Annotated in this window: 2 protein-coding genes and 1 pseudogene; all 3 read right to left on the bottom strand. The window is 69.0% G+C overall.

Annotation, left to right across the window (positions count from 1 at the left end):
* A pseudogene (locus ACT4N3_RS03130) lies at positions 1 to 170 on the bottom strand (carboxylating nicotinate-nucleotide diphosphorylase); the annotation flags it as partial.
* A complete protein-coding gene (locus ACT4N3_RS03125) occupies positions 167 to 2,269 on the bottom strand; it encodes a prolyl oligopeptidase family serine peptidase (RefSeq protein ID WP_444853747.1) in 2,103 nt (700 codons plus the stop codon). The gene ACT4N3_RS03125 and the pseudogene ACT4N3_RS03130, both read right to left, overlap by 4 nt.
* Before the next feature lie 64 nt (positions 2,270 to 2,333).
* On the bottom strand, positions 2,334 to 2,542 hold a 209-nt coding region (gene nadA / locus ACT4N3_RS03120), incomplete at its 5' end, for a quinolinate synthase NadA (RefSeq protein WP_444853746.1).

Genomic DNA, 2,542 nt, shown 5'->3' with positions numbered 1-2,542 from the left:
GGCAGGCCCGCGACAGTGATCGCGTCCCGGCTGTCCATCACGCCGGTGAAGCGCGCGTCCGCCGGGATGACGCTTTCGGAGGTCACGTCGCGCCCGCTTGGCCCCAGATCCTCCGCCAGCGTCGCCGCGACGAAGGCGTCGAGATCAAAGCCGTCGAACGCGAAGCTCACCTTTGCCCGCCCAGCTCCCGCGTCAGGAACGCGAACAGCAAAGCCGCGCGGGTCGCGTCCTCGGTCCGGTCGGCGCCGACCGAATGGCCGCCCTCCCGATACTCGCGATAATAGACGCGCTGGCCGAGCTCCTGGTGCCGCGCCGCCATCTTGCGGGCGTGGCCGGGATGGACCCGGTCGTCGAGCGTCGAGAGATAATAGAAGGTCGCCGGATAGTTCGGGACCCGGCGCAGGTTCTGATAGGGCGAATAGCGGCTCATGAACGCCCAGTCGCCGGCCACGTCGGGATTGCCATATTCGCCGACCCAGGAGGCGCCGGCCAGCAGCCGGTGATAGCGGCGCATGTCGGTGAGCGGCGAGCCGGAGATGACCGCGCCATAGAGGTCCGGTCGCTGGTTCGCCGCCGCGCCGACCAGCACGCCGCCGTTCGAGCGGCCGGAAATGCCGATATGGCGGGCGGTGGAAACGCCGGTGCGAACGAGATCCTCGGCGACCGCATGGAGATCGTCGAAGCTGCGCTGCCGGTTCTCGCGCAAGGCCGCCTCATGCCAGGCCGGGCCATATTCGCCGCCGCCCCGGATATTGGCGAGGACATAGGCGTTGCCCGCCTCGACCCAGAACAGGCCGAGCGGGCCGGAGCGATAGGGCTGCTCGGTGAGATAGGTCGGCGTCTGCGCGGCGCGGAAGCCGCCATAGGCATGGATCAAGGCTGGGACGGCGCCGCGCGTGCCGCGCCGCCGGACGATGAAATAGGGCACGCGGGTGCCGTCGCGCGAGCGGGCGAAACGCTGCTCGACACTCATGTTCGACGCCTCGAACTGCGCCGGCAGGCTCTGGACGACGCTCGTCCGCCCGGCCGCGTTCACCGCATGGAGCGCCGGCGGAGTCAGCATCGATTCGACGGTGACGAGCGCCAGATCCTCGCCGGTCGCGCGGATATCGAGCGTGCTGTTCGCCGGCAGGGCGACGGCATTGCTCGTCCAGCGCCCGTCATCGCCGCGCCGCAGCCGGAACAGCCGCCCGGACACGTCGTCGAGCGCCTTGACCCAGAGCACGCCGCCGGCCGCCGAGACCTCCTCGATCGCCTGGCTGGCGGTGGGCGCCATCACCAGCTCCGGCTGGACGGGCCGGCCGGCGGCGATGTCTTCGAGCGAATAAGCGACGACGGAGCCGATGGGGAGCGTGCGCTCGCCTGCCTCCATGGCGCTGTTGAGCCGGACGATCAGCCGGCCGCCCAGCACGTCCTGGATACTGGCATTGTCGGGGATCGGGACCGGCCGCAGCCCCTGATCGGTCACCAGCGATGTGCGGCTGGTCCAGAAGGTCAAGCCGCGGCCGAGGAAGTTCCAGCGCCGCGCGCTGTCGGTGAAGGAGAAGGGATTGAGGCTGATGTCGGTGCGCGCCGCTTCCTCGATCGTCTGCGCCTCGGCCAGCGGCGTGCCGCGCCGCCAGACTTTCGCGATCCGCGCGTAACCGGATTCGGTCAGCGAATCCGGGCCGAAATTGGTCGCGACCAGCAGCCGGTCCTGGTCGAGCCAGGTGACGTTGGTCTTCGCCTCGGGCAGAGTGAAGCCGCCCTCGACGAACCGGCCGCTCGGAATGTCGAACTCGCGCACCACGTCGGCGTCGCCGCCGCCGGGGCTGAGGCTGACGAGGCAGCGGCGGTATTCGGGCGCCAAACAATCGGCGCCGTGCCACACCCAGGATCGGTTCTCGGCGCGTCCCAGCGCGTCGACATCGATCAGGGTGCGCCATTCGGGCCGGCCGGCGAGATAGGCGGCGCGTGGGGATATCCGCCACAACCCACGCGGGCTCTGCGCGTCGCGCCAGAAATTGGTGATGAACTGGCCCTGGATTTCGTCGGGTTGCGCGATCTGGCGCACGTCGTTGAGGATAGCGAGCGCCCGCGTCCGCCGCTCGGCGAACCCCGGCGCCTGGCTCAGGTCATCCTCGGTCGCCTTGTTCCATTGCTCGACCTGGGCGATCGCGCGCTGGCCCTGAATCTCCTCCAGCCAGAGATAGGGGTCCTCGTCCTGCATTGCGGCAAGGGCGGAAGGCGCCACGACGACGAGCGCGGCGAGCAGCAGCTTCTTGATCAAGTTTACCTCCAGGAGCCGCCGCGACGCTAATCGGGCCGGCAACGGGAGTCACTAGGGCGGCGGCTCAATCCCCGGCGATCTTGGGCTTGCCGACGTCGCCCTTGCCGATTGTGTGGCCGGCCATTTCCATCATCCGGTCGAGGCTCTTCTTGGCGCGGAGCCGCAGCCCTTCCTCGATCTCGATCCGCGGCTGGAGGTCGCGGAGCGACACGTAGAGCTTCTCCAGCGTGTTCAGCGCCATGTAGGGGCACATGTTGCAGTTGCAGTTCCCGT

It is taken from the genome of Sphingosinicella sp. (assembly GCF_052388015.1).
Lineage (GTDB): Bacteria > Pseudomonadota > Alphaproteobacteria > Sphingomonadales > Sphingomonadaceae > Allosphingosinicella.
Note: the sequence above shows the minus strand (reverse complement) of the source record. Positions and strands in the feature narration are given on the sequence as shown.